The 16,564-nt window shown below is 64.6% G+C and carries 13 protein-coding genes; 2 read left to right on the top strand and 11 right to left on the bottom strand.

What is annotated here, in order from left to right:
- Nucleotides 1-45: 45 nt before the first annotated feature.
- From C8C89_RS16490 to C8C89_RS16460, 7 genes are all read right to left on the bottom strand, one after another.
- Nucleotides 46-1,389: an MBL fold metallo-hydrolase gene (locus tag C8C89_RS16490; protein WP_133991106.1), complete on the bottom strand. Its 1,344-nt coding sequence runs from the start codon at nt 1,387-1,389 to the stop codon at nt 46-48.
- Between the two features lie 101 nt (nt 1,390-1,490).
- Nucleotides 1,491-2,465 (bottom strand): porphobilinogen synthase, encoded by a 975-nt coding sequence (gene hemB / locus C8C89_RS16485; RefSeq protein WP_096235656.1) that lies wholly within the window; start codon nt 2,463-2,465, stop codon nt 1,491-1,493.
- A 112-nt stretch (nt 2,466-2,577) separates the two neighbouring features.
- Complete coding sequence (locus C8C89_RS16480) at nt 2,578-3,480, bottom strand: DUF535 family protein (RefSeq protein WP_133991104.1); 903 nt, start codon at nt 3,478-3,480, stop codon at nt 2,578-2,580.
- A gap of 169 nt (nt 3,481-3,649) precedes the next feature.
- Nucleotides 3,650-4,843 (bottom strand): acyltransferase, encoded by a 1,194-nt coding sequence (locus C8C89_RS16475; protein WP_243858310.1) that lies wholly within the window; start codon nt 4,841-4,843, stop codon nt 3,650-3,652.
- Nucleotides 4,844-4,953: 110 nt separating this feature from the next.
- Nucleotides 4,954-6,321 carry a HAMP domain-containing sensor histidine kinase gene (locus tag C8C89_RS16470; protein WP_133991101.1) on the bottom strand — a complete coding sequence of 456 codons (1,368 nt, stop codon included), beginning with the start codon at nt 6,319-6,321 and terminating at the stop codon, nt 4,954-4,956.
- On the bottom strand, nt 6,311-6,997 hold the full coding sequence (locus C8C89_RS16465; RefSeq protein ID WP_101481503.1) for a winged helix-turn-helix domain-containing protein: 687 nt from the start codon (nt 6,995-6,997) through the stop codon (nt 6,311-6,313). Before C8C89_RS16465 ends, C8C89_RS16470 begins: the two co-directional genes overlap by 11 nt.
- A gap of 107 nt (nt 6,998-7,104) precedes the next feature.
- Nucleotides 7,105-7,491, bottom strand: coding sequence for a hypothetical protein (locus C8C89_RS16460; RefSeq protein WP_133991099.1), 387 nt, complete (start codon nt 7,489-7,491; stop codon nt 7,105-7,107).
- Nucleotides 7,492-7,729: 238 nt separating this feature from the next.
- Between C8C89_RS16460 and C8C89_RS16455 the strand changes: the two genes are divergently transcribed.
- Both C8C89_RS16455 and C8C89_RS16450 read left to right on the top strand, forming a co-directional pair.
- The gene (locus C8C89_RS16455) at nt 7,730-8,506 is read left to right on the top strand and encodes a DUF481 domain-containing protein (protein ID WP_101481505.1); all 777 of its coding nucleotides are present in this window, start codon (nt 7,730-7,732) and stop codon (nt 8,504-8,506) included.
- 16 nt (nt 8,507-8,522) lie between these two features.
- On the top strand, nt 8,523-10,382 hold the full coding sequence (locus tag C8C89_RS16450) for an alpha/beta fold hydrolase (protein ID WP_166674767.1): 1,860 nt from the start codon (nt 8,523-8,525) through the stop codon (nt 10,380-10,382).
- A gap of 15 nt (nt 10,383-10,397) precedes the next feature.
- Here the strand turns inward: C8C89_RS16450 and C8C89_RS16445 are convergent, their stop codons facing one another.
- From C8C89_RS16445 to C8C89_RS16430, 4 genes are all read right to left on the bottom strand, one after another.
- Entirely contained in the window at nt 10,398-11,393 is a 996-nt protein-coding gene (locus C8C89_RS16445) for an HD domain-containing phosphohydrolase (protein ID WP_101481507.1), read from the bottom strand.
- A gap of 13 nt (nt 11,394-11,406) precedes the next feature.
- Nucleotides 11,407-15,114: a PAS domain S-box protein gene (locus C8C89_RS16440; protein ID WP_243858043.1), complete on the bottom strand. Its 3,708-nt coding sequence runs from the start codon at nt 15,112-15,114 to the stop codon at nt 11,407-11,409.
- 371 nt (nt 15,115-15,485) lie between these two features.
- Nucleotides 15,486-16,142 (bottom strand): hypothetical protein, encoded by a 657-nt coding sequence (locus C8C89_RS16435; protein WP_133991092.1) that lies wholly within the window; start codon nt 16,140-16,142, stop codon nt 15,486-15,488.
- Nucleotides 16,139-16,507: a hypothetical protein gene (locus C8C89_RS16430; protein WP_133991090.1), complete on the bottom strand. Its 369-nt coding sequence runs from the start codon at nt 16,505-16,507 to the stop codon at nt 16,139-16,141. The genes C8C89_RS16435 and C8C89_RS16430 overlap by 4 nt, the downstream gene beginning before the upstream one ends.
- Between the last annotated feature and the right edge of the window lie 57 nt (nt 16,508-16,564).

Below are 16,564 nucleotides of genomic sequence, written 5' to 3'. Positions count from 1 at the left end.
TTCCTTGATCTGAGAACCTTATCTTACCCTGTCGCGGCGTTTTCTTCAGCGGGCCAGCAAGCGCTTCAGCTGCGCCGCCTGGTAGGCGCCGATGGCGTCATTGAACAGGCAGCGGATCAAGGGATCATCGACGATGTCCGCTTCCATCAGCTCGGCCTGCGTGGCCGCGTCGAAAGGGCCATCGTTGATGCGCATGTACATTGAAGTCAGCGATTCGCCCAGCACCAGCGCCGCATGGCACTTCGCCAGCGGCACCTCGGTGGTCCAGCCGGGCGCCTCGCCGGTGGCGGGCACCAGGTCGATCAAGTCGCCATGCGTGCGGTAATGCAGCACGGTGGCCGCGCCGTCATGGCCATATAGCGACAATCGCCACAGGCGCGGCGCCTGGAAATAGCTGTCCTCGGACAGCTCCATGTCGCGGTAGCGCTCAAGCAAGCCGCGCTGGCAAAAATCGAGCACCAGCGCCGCGTCGGCAGCGCTCAGGGAGGCGAAACGCCGGGCAACGTCAGCCGTGGCGGGCGGCGGCGCATCGGGACGGTAGTCAAAATCCACGTCCTGCGGCCCGACGGGGATGACCCAGGGCAGCGGCGCGGCCGGCGTCAATCCTTGCGCATCGAGCAGCACGGACGTGGACGGGTCGAGGCGGAAGATGTGCACGCCGGGCAGCGCGGCGCCGATCTCCTGCGCAAACTGGCGGTAGGTAATGGGAAACATCGCGTGGTTGTACCAGGACCAGTCTTCCTGCACGAACTGGCAAGAGCTGGGTACGATGTAACGGGGTGCCAGGGCCTGCAGCTGCGGCACCCAGTCATCTGGCAAATCCACTGGGCCTCGCGTTGCCAGCGACGGCGCGATGACGGCGATCTCGCGCATGGTCTGGAACGGCCACAGCACCATGTCCCAGGGCGCGAAGGCGGCCAGCTGCTCCAGGGTTTCCGGGCCGATCCAGGAATCGACGACGTTGAGCACATTCAGGCCGGCGGCGCGCACCTGGAACAGGGAGTCCACATCGTCGTCCAGCGCACGGCGCGGGATCACCTCGATGGCGCCCACCCGCACGGGCACGTCGACGTGCAGCCGCTCGACAGCGGTAAACCCCAGCGCGCGCAGCATGGCGAACAGTTCGTCGAAGACGCAGTACAGGTAGATGGGCGTGGCGCGGTCGAGCACATCGAGGCTGTCGAGCGAGCAGTGGTCGTCGTGGAAGTGCGAGATGAAGACGGCATCCCAGCGCAGCCGGCGCACGGCATCGAGGTCGAAGCGCACGGAGGGAAAGGCGTGGCAGTTGCGGCTGAACGGATTTTCGACGATGGCGTCGAAGGCGATGGCCGTGCCTTCGCATTCGAAGACATAGCCGGCGTGCAGGATGCGGGAGATTTTCAGGGGCATGGGAAGCTAAGAATACCCAACGGCGTGAATGCTGGGGTCAGACCCGGCGGGTCTGACCCCGGAACTTGCTTTGGGGGTGAAGATAATTGACGGGGAAATGCTTAATACGGATTATTCAGCACATCCATCGCGAAGTACGTAAAGATCATGTCCGCGCCCGCGCGCTTGATGGCGCCCAGGGTTTCCTGCACCACGCGGCGCTCGTCGATCGCACCCGCCTGCGCGGCGAACTTGATCATCGCGTACTCGCCGCTGACCTGGTAGGCGCCAATCGGCAGGCGCGTCACTTCGCGCAGGTCGCGGATGATGTCCAGATAGGCGCCGGCAGGTTTCACCATCAGCGCATCGGCGCCTTCGGCTTCGTCGATCAAGGACTCGCGGATGGCTTCGCGGCGGTTCATCGGGTCCATCTGGTAGGTCTTGCGGTCACCCTTCAGCGTGCTGCCTGCCGCATCGCGGAACGGGCCGTACAGGCCGGAAGCGAACTTGGTGGAATACGCCATGACGGGCGTGTCGTGGAAGCCGGCTGCATCCAACGCGCTGCGGATGGCTGCCACCTGGCCATCCATGGCTGCCGATGGCGCGATGATATCGGCGCCCGCCTGGGCCGCGATGACAGCCTGCTTGCCCAGGTTCAGCACCGTGCTGTCGTTGTCGACCGTGTCGCCATGCAGGATGCCGCAATGGCCGTGGTCCGTGTATTCGCAGAAGCAGGTGTCGGACATGACCACCATTTCCGGCACGGCGTCCTTGATGATGCGCGACATGCGCGCCACCAGGCCGTCCGGGTTCAGGGTGTCCGTGCCGTGGCTGTCCTTGTGGTGCGAAATGCCGAAGGTCATCACGGAGCGCAGACCGGCGCGCGCGTAGCGCTCGACTTCCTGCGCCAGCTTCGCTTCGGGAATGCGGCGCACGCCGGGCATGGACGTGATGTCGATGAAATCGCTGGAACCTTCGTCGACGAAGATCGGCAGGACCAGGTCGCGCGGATTGATCTCGGTCTCGCGGAACAGCTCACGCAGTTGCGGGGTCGCGCGCAGGCGGCGCATGCGCGAAGTTGGGTAGTGTGCTGGCATGGGATGACTGGCTTCAGGTTGGGAACGCCGATAAGTATACGCCGATCACGCCGGTTGCGCCGGGCCGTCCGGCAAAAAAGCCGCCCAGGTCAAAAAATGCCGTCGGGTGCCTTCATTGCGCGTGAAGCAAAGCCGTCACTTGCCAGCGCATGTCCGCCGCCAGCTGCAGCAGCATGGCGCCGCGGCGGCGCGCCTCGGCACGCTTTTTCGACGGCAGTTGCTCCAGATCCGGCATCCTGCAAGGGCCGCAGGGCAGGCGGTAATTGCCGTCACTGGTAGGCAGCGCATGCAGTTCCTGCCATGCCAGGTCGTAGTCGCAGGAGATGTGGCGGCGCCGGCGCCAGTTCAGCGCGATGCGGTTGGCATTGCTGACCAGGTCCAGATGGCCGCAGCCGAAAAAATCGCCCAGGTCGCGCAAGGCGGCCACCATCAGATTTTTTGGCCGGCAGCCGTGCAGCGCCCGCGTGGCCTCTTTCACCGCCTGGGCGCCGGCGGGCGAGCGCAAGCCCTGCAAGGCGCCCAGCTGGATGGCGCAGCCGCCAGTCTGCGGCCGGAACAGGAAACCGGCCAGATACAGCGAGACGCCGTCGCGCGTCAGGCGCAGGCACAGGTCGCCCTCGCGGTGGCTGTCGTGGATAGCGGTCAGCTGCAAGCGGTAGGTGGCACCATCCCTGCCCTCGATGGTGGCCAGCACCAGCGCTCGCCGCGCCGCGTACTCCACCAGCGGCCGCGCGCCAGCCTGCCACAGGAAGCGGTAATGCCCGCGCAACAGCTCCACGCGCGCCGCGCAGGGAAACTGGCGGCTGGCGTAGGGCCGGTAAATTTTATACAACATGCTGGGATGGGCTTGCGCCAGCGCCGCCAGGCCCGGCGTGCCGGCAATGAAGGCTTGCCAGCGCGCGCGCTGCAGGGGAAAGACCAGTGCGCCCAGGGCGGCCTTGATACGGTGTCCGTGCGGACGCAGTGCCGGCTGCTGCGGCGCGGCGTTGTCGCCGGTGGCGCTAAAAGTATGCATGCGAACGACTCTACTGAACGGGACGCGGCGACGGCCGCAAACAGCCCGTCACAGGCTGCTGCGCGTGCGCAGCCGCTCTATGCCGGGGTAGAGCGAATGATAGGGGGAGGTGAAAACGAAGGGGGTTACAAGTTGGTAATGTCGACCTGGCGTCTGGCGCACAAGCACATTATGGTACGGAGCCGGCTGCCGCCACCCTGAGGCCGCGCTTGAGCCGCTGCAGCAGCCAGCGCCGTGCCGGCACTTCCAGCAAGCGATAGCTGATGTTACTGACAAAGAGCAGGATGGCGGTGAAGATCGCCGCCTTCATCATGTAGTCCGCTATGCCCGTGCCCGGAAACATCAGACGCAGCGGCTTTTGCAGCAGCATGACCAGCGGCACATGCAGCAAGTAAATGGCATACGAGCAGTCGCCCAGAAAGGCTGCCGCCCGGCCCTCGAGTATCGCCGGCCGCAGCCTGGCGGCGAGCCATACTGTCCCAGGTAATACGCCCATCACGACGATGCCCAGCGGTATGACATCGGCGGTATCACCCACCGCATAAAAGGCGCCAAAGACGCCAAGCGTTAGGGCCGCAAAATAGGCCAGTATCCAGGCATGCATGCGGCACTGGAACAACAGCAAGCCGCCTGCAAAGCCCAGCAGGCCACGCAGCAAGCCTTCGTGCAGGTCGTCCGACTCATAGCCGGCCAGGTAGCGGTTCATCCAGACGGCGAATCCCCATAGCAGCAGCACCGAGCCAAGGTGCAGCGCGAGCTTCCAGCGCAAAGTATGCATGCCCATGCGGACGGCAGGGAACCAGATCAGATTGATGCACACCTCGACGAAAATCGACCAGCTAGGTCCGTTCCAGGGAAAGGTAGACACGCCATCCTGCAGGCAGGGCAGCATCAGCGCATTGGGCACGAAGCATGCGATGTTAGCCGGCATGGTGCCGATGCGGCTCTTGATCACGGTAACGGCGAGGGCCGCCACTAACGCGACGGCGTACAGCGGATACAGCCTTGCAAAGCGGTTGTGCAGAAAGGCTCTGAACGGCATGCCAAGGCGGATCCGCTCTTCATAGCTATGTGCCATGACCCAGCCGGAGAGGATGAAAAAGAAGTCGACCGCCAAATAGGCGTGCGTGACCTTGAAGCCGAAGATGAACGGCAGATGATACACGGCGACCAGCAGCGCGGCCAGACCACGCAAGCCATCGAGAGAAACGATACGGCCGCTGAAATGGCCATTCTTCATGCCAGCACCAGTCATGCTTACCCCCGATATCCGCCTGTCGAACTGGCGCACCGCGCCAGCAATGAAAACCAGGCAGATATGGCGATCACTCGATGCAGCCTCCCGACGACGGGCAGGATCCACCGTCAAATGGCGATGCCACAAAAAGTATCAAAATTATATCATGATATTTTATTAAAAAGAAAATATGACAACACTTATGTCAAAAAAATATCGCGACTAGCAAGGCTGGCTTAGCGGATAGCAAAACCGTCCAGTCTGAAACGCAGCCGCAAGCCCGGCGCCGCATCCTCGATCTCCAGGCTGCCGCCATGCAGGGCCGCGATGGCCGCGACGATGGACAGGCCCAGGCCATTGCCGGGCAGGTGGCGACTCTTGTCGAGCCGGTAAAAACGCTGCGTCAGCTTCGGCAGTTCTTCCGCTGGCACGCCGGGGCCGTTGTCGCGCACGGCCAGCCAGCTGCCCTGCTCATCGCTGCCGGCCGACACTTCCACCGTGGCGCCCGGCCCCGCATACTTGATGGCGTTGTCGACCAGGCTGGCCAGCGCGCTGCCCAGCAGGTTGCGGTCGCCGCGCGCCGGCACGCCCTCGCCATACATCTGCACCAGCAGCACGCCCTGCTCGTCGGCCGTCGCCTCGTACATTTCCACGATGTCGGCAGCGATCTGATGCAGGTCGATGTCATCGAAATTCTCGGGGCGCATGCCCGATTCGGCGGCCGCGATCTGCAGCAGCTTGTCGAACACGCGCGTCAGGTCGTCGATGTCGTCGATGGCCGCCTGCGCCGCACTCTCAAAGCCGGCCACGCCCTGCTGCTGGCGCAAGGCGCCATCGAGCTTGTTGCGGATGCGCGCCAGCGGCGTGCGCAAGTCGTGCGCAATGGCGTTCGACACGTGGCGCACGCCTTCCATCAGGTGTTCGATGCGATCAAGCATGCGGTTGATATCGCGGCTCAGCAAGCCGAATTCATCCTCGCTGGCCACGGGAATACGCCGGCTCAGGTCACCTGCCTCGATTTCTCCCGCCGTGCGGCGGATTTGCCCGATTCGCGCCTCGATCTGACGGCGAAACAGCCAGGCGCCTGCCACCACCAGCAAGATGGCCACCCCGCCGCCATAGGCCAGCGAGCGCAGCACCAGGGAGCGGATCGACTTGCCCTCCTCCATGTCGCGTCCAACGAACAGGCGCGCGCCGTCCGCCAGGTCGCGGATCAGCATGCGCGCGGGCACCCTGCGACCTTCGCGCGTGACGTCGCGGTGCAGCAGGCGGCCGACGGGGCTGGCAAGGTCGGGCCAGGACGACAGATTGCCCGCCACGCGGCGGCCATCGGCGTCCACCAGCAAGAAGATCTCCGTGTCGCTGTCGGTGCGGTCTGTGAGCAGATGGGCGATTTCCGCCGTCGTGCGGTTGCTGCCGCCCTGCTGGTACAGCGCGGCAAGGCGCTCCGAGAGCAGGGTCAGCTTGCGGTCCACGCTGCGATCCAGCACGCCGATGGTGCCAAAATAGAATACGGCGCAGACAATGCTGATCGACACGACCACCAGCACGCCATAGCCAAGCGCCAGGCGGGCCGCGATCGAGCGGTGCCAGTTACGCACCATCGATCACGCCCAGGGTGTAGCCGACGCCGCGCACCGTGTGGATCAGCGGCGGCGAAAACTCCTTGTCCACCTTGGTGCGCAAACGGCTCACCTGCACGTCGATGACGTTCGTCTGCGGGTCGAAATGGTAATCCCACACGGCTTCGAGCAGCATGGCGCGCGTGACGGACTGGCCCTGGTGGCGCATCAGGTATTCCAGCAGGCGAAATTCGCGCGGTTGCAGGGCGATTTGCCGGTTGGCGCGCGTCACGCGCATAGTGCGCATGTCGAGCACCAGGTCGGCCACCTGCAACTGCGTCGATTCGGGGACGGGCGCGGCGCGCCGCAGCAGCGCCTCGATGCGGGCCAGCAGTTCGGCGATGGCGAACGGCTTGGACAGGTAATCGTCTCCGCCGCTGCGTAGGCCGCGCACGCGCTCGTCGACGCTGGACAGGGCCGACAGCACCAGCACGGGCGTGTTGCGGCCCATGCCGCGCAGACGCGCGACGATGGCCAGGCCGTCGATCTCGCCGGGCAGCAGGCGGTCGAGCACCAGCGCATCCCAGTCTTCGCCGCAGGCCAGGCGCATGCCGTCGATGCCATTGTCGCAGGCGGTGACGTCGTGGCCGGCCTCGCGAAGGCCGGCACAAATGTAACGGGAAGTTTCGGCTTCGTCTTCGATGACCAGGCAGCGCACGGGGAATTCCTTGTAAAGATCGGGACAGTAAACAGATGCAGCATACGCCAGGCGCGCGCCACTTGCCAGCCCCGTCGCGAGCCCGTGCCGCCACGGGACATTCCGGCCTAGTTACATTTTCCGCGCAGCTTGGCGATCGCCACGAAGGGCAAGGCATACACGCCGCCGATACCGATCGGGCCGATGTTGGTGGGCTGGCGCTTCAAGCCATCGGCATGCAGGCAGTCAGGCACCTTCGCCTCGGCAAAGGCGGCAGCAAACTGTTCATACTTCCGGTCGGCGCGTATCGTCACCTGCTGCATGGCCGGCTGCGGCAGCGCGTCGCGCACCTGCGCCTCTTCCGCCAGCACAGCGCGCACGGCATCGCGTATCATCGATTGCGTCAGTTGCGGGACCGGGACGGAGGCGGCGTCAAGCGCTTGCGCGCCGGCTTGCGCCGCGAGGCACAGCCAGGCCACGGGGACAAGCTTGCGTACCATTTTCATCGTCATCATCCATGCATGCCAGGTTTGCAATATTTCCCATAATATAGCAGCATTCGTGCGCGCCGCCGCGTGCGGCAAACGATGACAGGGTCGGGTACAATACAGCCTCGACAATGTTTGGCCGCGCCTGCGCGCGCATGTCCACATGTTTTAACCGGCGCCGCCCGGCTTGCCGCAGCCTGCATAGCCACCACTGCCACTAACGAACAGCAGGCGCGCCCGGCGCGCGCCACAGACAAATACAGCCATGAAATCGACCCACTCTCTCGCACTGGCGCTGGCCATGGCCATCACCTGCGGCAGCGCCGCCGCTGCAGACACCAAACAAACCATGCTGTTCGATGAAATTCCCATCGGCAGCTGGAGCACCTCCGCCGAACTGGGCGCCATCACCACCTCGGGCAATACGGTCGGCACCTCGGTGACGGGCAAGATCGACGCGCGCCAGGAACTCGATGACTGGAGCAACCAGTACATCTTCAGCGGTTACTTCAAGGAAGACGAAACGACCAACGACGACGGCGAGAAAGTGCGCGAACGCTCGGCCGAACGCTTTTCCGCCTCCGCCAAGGCCGCTTACAAGCTGATGGCCGACCATGAAAAACTGTTCGTGCTGGCCTCGCACGTGAACGACAAGTTCGGCGCCTACACCAAGTACTCGACCCTGGCCGTCGGTCATGGCTCGCGCTGGTATCAGTCGAGCGACAAAAGCGTCGACGTGGAATTCGGTCCTGGCTATTTCAGCGGCACCAACGACACGGGCGAATCGGAGCACGGCCTGACGGTGCGCGGCGCGGCCGCCATGAAATGGAAAATCAGCCAGTCGGCGATGTTTACGCAAACGGTCAGCGTCGAACGGGGCACGTCGAATACCCACTCCATCGCCGAAACAGCCCTCAGCACGAAAATCAACGGCACCATGCAGATGAAGGCCGCCTTCAGCGCGCGTAACGACACACGCGTACCGGACGACAAGAAAAACACGGATACGCAGACGTCGCTGACCCTGGTCTACTCGTTCTGAGATGCCGGCCTCGCTGATGCGGCGACTGCGCCTGGGCGCCCTCGTATGCGCCGCGGCGCTGCTGAGCGGCTGTGCCGCCGTCACCGTCAGCGCCATTTCTCCGGCCGACTACCTGCAGCAGCGGCGCGGCGACATCCTCACCACGGGAAAACTCAGTGCCTCGGCCAGCGAAGTGCTGCGCATCATCGGCAGCGACATCTCCGCCTGTGTAGCCAATACGGGCAGCTGCCGCGCCGACCTGGCCCGCTCCGAGCTGCTCAGCGACGAGCAGCGCCTGGCGACGCTCTCCGAATTGTGGCTGGAAAGCGCGCTGGCCGAAGAGAGGCAAGGTGGCCATGCCAGCGCCGAATTGCTGGCCGCCTGGCTGGAATCGGCCCGCTACGCCTATGCCTACCTGTTCTACACGACGCGCACACCGGGCCAGCGCGCCTTCGAGGAGCGGCAGACGCAAATCCGCGACTACTATAACTATGCCGTGCAAAAGGCCGTCGGCAACCTGTTCCGCCACCGCGGCGAATACCGTCCCGACGGCCATGTGATCCGCGTCGCTGGCTGGCAGATCGACAGCGAATTGTCGGCCCTGCGCCTGCCCGAGGACGGCACCCTGCCCGAAGAACTGCTGCCGGCCACCTCGCTGTCGTTTTCCGGCCTGCGCAATGTGTACCGGCGCGACGGCTTCGGCGCCGACCTCGTCGCCGTCATGCCCAAGCCAGGCGCATCGAAAGGCGAGTATGTGCCCTACCAGGAAACCCGCTTCCCCGTCGTCACGGCGCTGATCCGCTTCGACGGCAACAGCCTGCAGGAGGTATTGGCCACGCAGCAGTTGATGGTGATGCTGGTGGACCCGACGCGCAGCGAATCGACGCGCATGGCGGGCCAGGAATTGCCCGTCGCGGCCAATTTCACAGCCGGCTATGGCCTGTGGCTGGCCCGTTCCGGCTTCGGCGTGCAGGCGCTGCGCACCCTGTTCGGCCGCGCCGACGGCATTTCGCGCCCGCAGGTGCACCTGATGCAGCCCTACGACCCGAACAAGCGCACCATCGTCATGCTGCACGGCCTGGCCAGCAGTCCGGAAGCGTGGATCAATGTGGCAAATGAATTGATGGGCGACGAGCAGCTGCGCCGCCGCTACCAGATCTGGCAGGTGTATTACCCCAGCAATGCGCCGCTGGCGGCCAACAACGCCGCTATCCGCCAGGCACTGCAAGCCACGCTGGCGCAGTTCGACCCTTCGGCCAAGGCCGATGCCGCGAACGATATGGTCTTGATCGGCCACAGCATGGGCGGCGTGCTGGCGCGCCTGATGGTCTCGGACGCCAGCAACACCCTGCTTGACGCCATCACGGAAGAATACAATTTGAAGGGCAAGAAGGCGGAAAAAGTACGCGCCGGGCTGGCGCCCTATCTGAATTTCACGGCCATGCCGCAGGTAAACCGCGCCATCTTCATCGCCGCGCCGCACCGCGGCACCTCGTTCGCCAATCACAAGGTGGCGCGCTGGATCGCCAACCTCGTCACCTTGCCCATCACCATGCTGGACCAGTTGTCCGACGCGGCCGGCAGCCTGGCGCAGCTCGACACGGGCAGCAGCGAACCGCTGCGCATCCCCAACAGCATCGATAACCTCAGCGACAAGGACCCGTTCGTGCGCCTGGTGGCCGACCTGCCCATCAGCCCGAAAGTGCGCTACTACTCCATCATGGGCAACGATACGCCCGAGCTGCCGCTGGCGGAATCGAGCGACGGCGTAGTGCCCTACGCCAGCGCCCACCTCGACGGCGCGCTGTCGGAAAAAGTCATCCCCTCGTGGCACAGCGTGCAGGAAAGCCCGCAGGCGATCCTGGAAATACGGCGGATTTTGAGGCTGCCGGACTAGGCGAGTGCCATCGTTCTACGCCGGCTCGCGCCACTTGTCCTTGATCTCCAGCATGGCCGGCAAGTGTTCCACAAACAGCGCCAGCAGGTCCGGGTCGAAGTGCGTGCCGCTGTCGCGCTGCATGGTGGCGATCGCGTCCGATACCGTCCAGGCGGGCTTGTACGGACGTTCGCTGGTGAGCGCATCGAAGACGTCGGCGATGGCGACGATGCGGCCTTCGTGGGGGATTTCCTCGCCTTTCAAGCCGTGCGGATAGCCGCTGCCATCCCATTTCTCGTGATGCGTCAGGGCGATGGTGCGCGCCATTTTCAACAGGCCGCCCGCGTGCTCGCCGATGATGGCCGCGCCGATTTCCGCATGGCGGCGCATGACATTCCATTCGTCCGCATCGAGTTTGCCCGGCTTTTGCAAAATGGCGTCGGGGATGCCGATCTTGCCCACGTCGTGCATGGGCGCCGCGTTGAGCAGGTCTTCCGCCCTGCCCGCGCTGTAGCCGGCCGCCAGCGCCAGCTGGCGCGCGTAATAGCTCATGCGGATGACGTGCATGCCCGTCTCGTTATCCTTGTATTCCGCCGCCTGGCCCAGGGTCTGGATCACCTGCAGGCGCGAGCGTCGCAATTCTTCGGCGTCCACCAGCGACAAATGCGTGCGCACGCGGGCGCGCACGATGGGCGGGCTGACCGGTTTGGTGATGTAGTCGACGGCGCCGGCGTCAAATCCATCCGCCTCATCCTTCACGTCGCACAGGGCGGTGACGAAAATGACGGGGATGGACGCGGTGGCCGGCATGGCCTTGAGCTGGCGGCACACTTCATAGCCCGTCATGGAGGGCATCATGATGTCGAGCAGGATCAGTTCGACGGGGTTGTTCTGCGCCAGTTCCAGCGCCTTCTCGCCATCCTTGGCATACAGCAGGCGGTAATCGTCCTGCAGGATCTGGCGCAGCACCTGCAGATTCGTCGCTTCGTCGTCCACCAGCAGCAGGATCGGTTTTTCTTCGTGTAAGGTCATCGTTAGCCCAATATCAGGAAAGGTCGGCAGGTGCCGGTGCTGCCAGCCACGCCAGCAACTGGCGCAGCACGCCTGCTGCACGCGCAAATTCAAAGTCGTCAATGGCACTGGCCAGCGCCTGCAGGCGCTGCTGCTGGCCGTGCGGCGCCAGCATGGCGGCGATCTGCGCCATCAGGACGTCGTCCAGCTGCCCGCCTTCCAGGCTGGCGATGGCTTGCCGCAGCAAGGCGTCAGCGGCGGGCGCATCGAGCGGCGCGCTGGCAGCCGGCGCTGGCATGGCAACGGGCGACACCAAAGGCGCCTCGGCGCCCGCCTCCAGCTCACCGGCGAGCGCCATGAAGGCGGCCGCCAGCTGCACCAGCAATTCGGTCGCCGGCAGCTGGCGCGCGATCGCTTGCTCGATGCGTCCCAGCAGGCTTTCCACCTGCACGAGGCACAGGTTGCCCGCCGCGCCCTTGATACGGTGCAGCAGGTGGCCAGCCACGCTGCTGCCGCCACGTTCCAGCTCCGCGGCCAGCATGGCGGCGCAATCGCCATTGGCCTGCACGAAGCGGGTAATAGCCCGCTGCAAGGGCTCGCGGCCGCCCCACAGCGCGATGCCGCGCTGCCAGTCCACCTGGCCGGCGGCGGCACGCGCCGCCGCGCCCGCCGCCGGCGGCGGCATGGCCACGGCGATATCGAGCAGGCGGGCGATTTCCGCCGTCAGCTTGTGCATTTCCAGCGGCTTCGAGGCGAATCCGTTCATGCCCGCCGTTTGCGCGGCCCGCCGGTCCTGTTCCAGCACACTGGCCGTCAGGGCGATGATGGGCGTCGCCTTCAGGCCCTGTTCGCGCTCGTACACACGAATCAGGCGCGTCGCTTCCAGGCCATCCATGCGCGGCATCTGCACGTCCATCAGGACAATGTCGAAGCTGCCCTTGCTGAACTCGCGCACGGCGCTCTCGCCATCGCTGGCGGCGATCACCTGGTGGCCGGCCGCGCCCAGGCTGATCAGGAGCAGCTCCACGTTCTGCGGCACGTCGTCGGCCGCCAGGATGCGCAGCGGCGGCAAGGCCACCACGGGCTGCTCGCTGCGGCGCGCCACAGCCTTGCCCGGCGCCAGCGGCAGCAGCACGTGGAACACGCTGCCCACGCCCAAGGTGCTTTCCACTGTGATGGTACCCCCCATCAGTTCGACCAATTGCAGCGAAATCGTCGTGCCCAGGCCCGTGCCGCCAAAGCGGCGGCTCATCGAGGAATCGGCTTGCGTGAACGGGGCGAAGATCTTGTCCAGGCGGTCGGCGGGGATGCCGATGCCCGTATCGTGCACGCCGATATGCACCTGCTCTCCCTGCATGGCGACGGCCACGCGCACATGGCCTACTTCCGTGAACTTGACGGCGTTGCCGATCAGATTCGTCAGCACCTGCTGCACCCGGCGCGCGTCGCCCAGGAAGAACTGGCCCATGCCCGGATCGACATCCACATGCAACACCAGGTCGCGTGCCTGCGCCGTGACGCGCAGGGAGGCCGCCACGTGGTCGACCAGGTCAGGCAGCGAAAAGTCCACCAGTTCCAGCTCGGTGGCGCCTTTTTCCAGCTTGGCCGTGTCGAGGATGTCGTTGAGCAGTTCGAGCAGCGAACGCGCCGACTGGCGCACCGTGCCCAGATGGCGGCGCTGCAGGCTGTCCAGGGCAGTCCCCAGCAACACTTCCGTAAAGCCGATGATGGCGTTCATCGGCGTGCGAATTTCATGGCTCATGTTGGCCAGGAAGCTGGTCTTCGATTCGGCGGCCAGTTCGGCGCGGTCTTTCGCCGCGCGCAGGTTTTCCTGCATGGCGCGCCGTTCGCTCACGTCGGTGGCCAGCTTGACCACCTTGAACGGCTTGCCGTCCGTGTTGAAGATAGGGTTGTACGAGGCCTGTATCCACACTTCCCCGCCATGCTTGTCGATGCGCTTGTACTCGCCCGTGTTGAACTGGCCATTGGCCAACTGCTGCCAGAACGCAATGTAGTCCGGCGAGGTGACATACCCCGGTTCGCAGAAGATGCTGTGGTGCAGGCCCAGCACGTCGTCGAGCTGGTAGCCAACCAGGTCGAGGAAGTTCTGGTTCGCCGCCAGGATGCGTCCCTGCAGGTCGAACTCGATGACGGCCATCGCGCGCGAGATGGCCGTCACCTTGCCTTCGTATTCGGCGTTGCGCAATTCGCTTTCCGTGATGTCGAGGATGACGCCGTCGATCCAGCGCACCACGCCATCGTTGTCGAGCACGGGGCCGCTGCTTTCGCGCACCCAGCGCTCGCGCCCATCGCGGTGGATCAGGCGATAGACGTTCTCGAAATCGCGCCGTTCGCCGGCAGCCTGCACGCAAGTGTCGTTGACGCGCTGGCGGTCATCGGGATGCACGAGGTCGAACAGGCTGACCCGCCCTTCGATGAAGTCCTGCGGCATCCAGCCTGTCAGGTTGAAGACGGCATCGCTGATAAAAATCATCTTCCATTCGGGCCCGAAGCTGCAATGGAAGGACACGCCGGGGATATTGCGGATCAGGGTACGGTACTGGCGCTCGCTGTCCTTCAGCGCCTGCTCCATGCTGCGCGAGGAGCGCATATCCGTGACAAAAGCCACGAACAGGGGTTGGCCCGGCGTGTCGATCTTGCCGATCGCCACGCGCATGGGCAGTACGGCGCCATCCTTGTGGCAACCATCGAGTTCCCGGCCACTGTCGAGGATGCGCGAGGCGCCCGTTTCCAGATAGTCGCGCAGATAGCCTTCGTACTCGGCGGCGTCGGCCGGCTGCAGCAGCACGCTGGCGTCGCGCCCGACGATCTCCGCTTCGCGCCAGCCAAACAGGCGTTCCGCGGCGGGATTGAAGGAACGGACCTGGCCCTGGCCATCGATGGTGATCAGGCCATCGGCCGCCGTATCGACGATGGCGCGCAGGCGCGACTCGCTGGCGCTGGCATGGCGCAGCAACTGGCGGTAGCGCAGCAAGCCGTTCGCAGCCACCACAAAGACGGTCAGGGTGACGGTGATCAGGGCCACGGCCAGGGCCACGAACGAGGCTTGTACCGTAATCGTGTTCGCGCCTGCCGTGGGCGTGCCGGAAAAGCGCGCCGCCAGCATGCCCGTGTAATGCATGCCGGAAATGGCCAGGCCCATCACGACACTGCTGACCAGCAGCGCCGCCAGCGGACTGAGGCGCTGACGCAAGGCATTCAGGCCGAAGCGTATCCACAGCGCCAGCATGGCCATGACGACGGCCACCAGCAGCGACAGGACGAACAGCCACGGCTGGTAATGCAGGGTCAGCGAGGTTTGCATGGCGGCCATGCCGCTGTAATGCATGGAGCCGATGCCCAGCCCCACCAGCACGCCGCCCACCACCAGCTGGCGCCAGCTGATGCGCGGGCGCGCCAGCAAGTGCAGCGCCACCCACGAAGCGGCCACACCTGGCAGCATGGACAGCAGGGTCATGCTGGGCTCGAAGGACACGCGCGTGCAGATGTCGAAGGCCAGCATGCCAATGAAGTGCATCGACCAGATGCCGCCGCCGAGCGCGATGGCGCCCGTGATGATGGCTGTCTGGCGCTGGAAGCCCCGCTCGCTGCTGCGCGCCATACCGGCGATCTGCAGGGCCATGAAGGAGGCGAAAATGGCGATGCCGATGGAAAACAGCACCAGCCAGGCATTGTGCGTGCCATAGATATAGGCAAGCGTATTGTCCGATACATCAAACATGGAACTAAGCATACTGTCGTGGCATAAGGTGAGTGAAACGTGACGTCGTAAAACATGACGGCGCACCGCGCGTGCCGGTGCCACGCCTTTTACTAAAGCGGCAACACAGCGGAAATGACAACGGTAGCAGTCGACCAGGGCAAGGCTCGGTCATCACGCCCGCGCCTGCCGCGCGGGGGAAAGGTGCTTTTTACACAATGAAAAAGCGGAATGCGTACGAACTCTGGCGCGGATGTCTGGCCGCCAGCGTGACGATGATTTTTTAAAGAGCCATGAGTATAGTTGCTTTGCGAACATATTCATAGGACTTCAGCAATATCATGGCAATAAAAGCAACATTCTGCGGCACTGATGCGACAAGGCCCCGCCGCTCAGGCTGACGGCCACTGGGCGCGTATTGCGGACGATGCCTGATAGGAAGGACCGGCCCGCACGGCCACGGGGATACCGGCCAGCGTACAACGGCGGCTCAGCTCGTCCTTAATCTGCCGCAACGACCAGCGCTGCGGCACGGGCAAATCCATGCCGACCACGCGGATCAGCGGGCAGTCGCCGAGGGTCGTGTGCAGCAGCAGCTCCAGGCGCGCCATCGGTGGCCCGCCGCGGTAGACATCCACCGGGCCCGCGTAGCTGACCACCTCCAGCTCGCGTATCTGCTGCGGCGCCAGCTGCAGCTCCCTCTCATGGCCGGGCAAGCGCCGCGCCACCCGGCGCAGCAACAGGCCAGCGTCGTTGATCTCGACATGAAAAGACAGATTGGTATCCGGCAGCAGGACCAGGCCGACGATCCAGATGACCAGCGCCGGCAGGAGCAGCAGCACTGCCTCGCCCGCGTACGACACATCGCGCCAGACGGCTTGCAGGACAAAGGCGAGGATCAGGGCGCAGCCACCCAGCAGCACGCTGCGCCACAGCACGGGACGCAGATTGGCCATCATCGCCGCATGCGAGCTGGCATCGTCAGCAGGCGAAAAACGGATCCATTCGGCGCGCGCCGGCTTGCAAGGCCTGGCGCGATTAGCGCTCAAGCGTCGGGCGCCAGCATGCCGCGGAACCACGCCAGTTGTTCGCGCGTCAGGTAATTGGCGCCATCGCCATGCAGGAGGACGATCTCGATCTCGGGAGGAATCGAAGCGATCAGCTGCGCGCCCGTGACGGGAATCTTGGGGAAGGCGATACCCGCCAGGAAAGCCAAGTCTTCCGCCACCGTCACGCACTGGCGCTCGGGATTGGGCGATGGCACGAGGAACAGGTCGATCTGCTCGCTTTGCCCGCCGATGATGACATGCAATTGCGCGGCCAGCAGTTCGGGCAGAATCAGCTCGATGTTATTCTCGGCGCGCGATTGCTGGAAAGCGCTTTTCAGGGGCGTGAGGACTGGCGTGGCGGACATGGGAGCAGTGTAAAAGTGAAGACGGCGGCAGTGTAGCAGAGGCGCCCGCCAGTGCGC

It is taken from the genome of Janthinobacterium sp. 75 (assembly GCF_004365495.1).
Classification (GTDB): Bacteria; Pseudomonadota; Gammaproteobacteria; order Burkholderiales; family Burkholderiaceae_D; genus Janthinobacterium.
Note: the sequence above shows the minus strand (reverse complement) of the source record. Positions and strands in the feature narration are given on the sequence as shown.

Excerpts from the sequence above, each read along its gene's own strand:
- C8C89_RS16460 (WP_133991099.1), bottom strand. The coding sequence starts at position 7,491 with ATGATGACGATGAAAATGGTACGCAAGCTTGTCCCCGTGGCCTGGCTG.
- C8C89_RS16445 (WP_101481507.1), bottom strand. The coding sequence starts at position 11,393 with ATGACCTTACACGAAGAAAAACCGATCCTGCTGCTGGTGGACGACGAA.
- hemB (WP_096235656.1), bottom strand. The coding sequence starts at position 2,465 with ATGCCAGCACACTACCCAACTTCGCGCATGCGCCGCCTGCGCGCGACC.
- C8C89_RS16470 (WP_133991101.1), bottom strand. The coding sequence starts at position 6,321 with ATGGTGCGTAACTGGCACCGCTCGATCGCGGCCCGCCTGGCGCTTGGC.
- C8C89_RS16480 (WP_133991104.1), bottom strand. The coding sequence starts at position 3,480 with ATGCATACTTTTAGCGCCACCGGCGACAACGCCGCGCCGCAGCAGCCG.
- C8C89_RS16455 (WP_101481505.1), top strand. The coding sequence starts at position 7,730 with ATGAAATCGACCCACTCTCTCGCACTGGCGCTGGCCATGGCCATCACC.
- C8C89_RS16490 (WP_133991106.1), bottom strand. The coding sequence starts at position 1,389 with ATGCCCCTGAAAATCTCCCGCATCCTGCACGCCGGCTATGTCTTCGAA.
- C8C89_RS16430 (WP_133991090.1), bottom strand. The coding sequence starts at position 16,507 with ATGTCCGCCACGCCAGTCCTCACGCCCCTGAAAAGCGCTTTCCAGCAA.
- C8C89_RS16450 (WP_166674767.1), top strand. The coding sequence starts at position 8,523 with ATGCGGCGACTGCGCCTGGGCGCCCTCGTATGCGCCGCGGCGCTGCTG.
- C8C89_RS16440 (WP_243858043.1), bottom strand. The coding sequence starts at position 15,114 with ATGTTTGATGTATCGGACAATACGCTTGCCTATATCTATGGCACGCAC.